The sequence below is a fragment of the Halobacillus sp. BBL2006 genome, assembly GCF_000786645.1.
GTDB lineage: Bacteria > Bacillota > Bacilli > Bacillales > Halobacillaceae > Halobacillus.
The window spans coordinates 1-1,493 of the sequence record NZ_JRNX01000739.1 but is presented as its reverse complement, the minus strand read 5'-3'; the positions used below and the strand labels follow the sequence as shown (position 1 = coordinate 1,493).

At 38.5% G+C, this 1,493-nt stretch carries 1 protein-coding gene; it reads left to right on the top strand.

The features are described 5' to 3' along the window. Positions 1-211 precede the first annotated feature (211 nt). The gene (locus LD39_RS19100) at positions 212-1,390 is read left to right on the top strand and encodes a MalY/PatB family protein (protein ID WP_035551905.1); all 1,179 of its coding nucleotides are present in this window, start codon (positions 212-214) and stop codon (positions 1,388-1,390) included. Positions 1,391-1,493: the final 103 nt, after the last annotated feature.

The window sequence follows — 1,493 nt, the reverse complement described above, 5'->3', positions numbered from 1 at the left end:
TCAACAAAAAAAATAATTTAATAGGTTTAAAAACTATGAATGTTGGTTATATATAGTAACGTAAGACTTTCTCGTATTCCCCCTGTTTAAGCAGAGCGAACGTTCGCTTTGCTTTTTTTTTGCGATAAATTCCTCAAACAGCTTATTTTCATCGTTCCTATCCTTTCGGTTATGATAAATAAAAAGACAAGAGAGTTTGGAGGAATCTAATTTGAACCGTTTCGATGAAGTCATTACAAGAAAAGGTACAAGGTCCGTGAAATGGGACATGGCCGAACAACTATATCAAGATAAAGAAGTGCTGCCAATGTGGGTGGCTGACATGGATTTTACAACTCCAGAAGCAGTAACCGAAGCATTGAAAGAGCGAGTCGATCACGGAATCTTTGGATACACTATAGCCGATGATCTCGTCAAAGAACAGATTGCCGATTGGCTGCAGACCCGACATAAATGGGAGATTGATACAGATTGGATTTCCTACAGCCCTGGAGTCATTCCTACCCTTCACATGATTATTCAATCACTTACGGAAATAGGAGATCATATCCTGATTCAAACACCCGTTTACCCGCCATTCTACAGTGTCGTTAAAAGTCATGGAAGGCATGTAGTGAAGAATCCACTCAAATTGAATGGGGAGCAATACGACATTGATTTTGACGACTTTGAGAAGAAAATCCAAGAGAATCAAGTCTCCATGTTCATCTTATGCAATCCTCACAACCCTGTAGGAAGAGTATGGACCAAAAAAGAATTAGAAAGAATGAGTGAGATTTGTCTCAAGCATGGGGTGAAAATAGTGGCCGATGAAATTCATGCAGATTTAGTTTTAGGATCTCATCAACACACTCCAATCGCTTCATTGTCAGAAGAAACGAACCAGAACACAATTACTTGTCTTTCTCCAACGAAGACATTCAATTTAGCCGGTTTACAAGTATCCTATGTACTTACCGCTAATAAAAAACTGAAAAAACCTTTAGATAAACAATTCAATAATCAAGGAATGTTCATGTTGAATACCTTGGGAATCACAGCTCTGGAAGCTGCCTATAAACATGGAGCAGATTGGCTGGACGAATTAAGAACCATACTGGAATTCAATCGTGACTATGTCATCGAACGTTTTCATAATAAAACCGACGTTATTAAGGTTATTCCTAATGAGGGAACGTACCTCGTTTGGCTCGATTGCAGGAAACTAAATTTAACTCAAAAAGAACTTAAATCCTTTATGCAGAAACAGGCAAAAGTAGGACTGAATGATGGCGCTTCCTTTGGTGACGAAGGAGAAGGATTTATGCGTATGAATATCGCTGCCCCTCACACCATTGTGAAAGAAGGCGTGGACAGAATCATTCAAGCTGTAAAAATTAAACAGTCGTGAGAATCCTGATCACAACAAGTTCAGTACATCAATGAATACTAAAAAAGTCTCCTCTTTGGGAGACTTTTTTTATCCGCTTTTCTCTTGTTTTTTATCTGGTTCT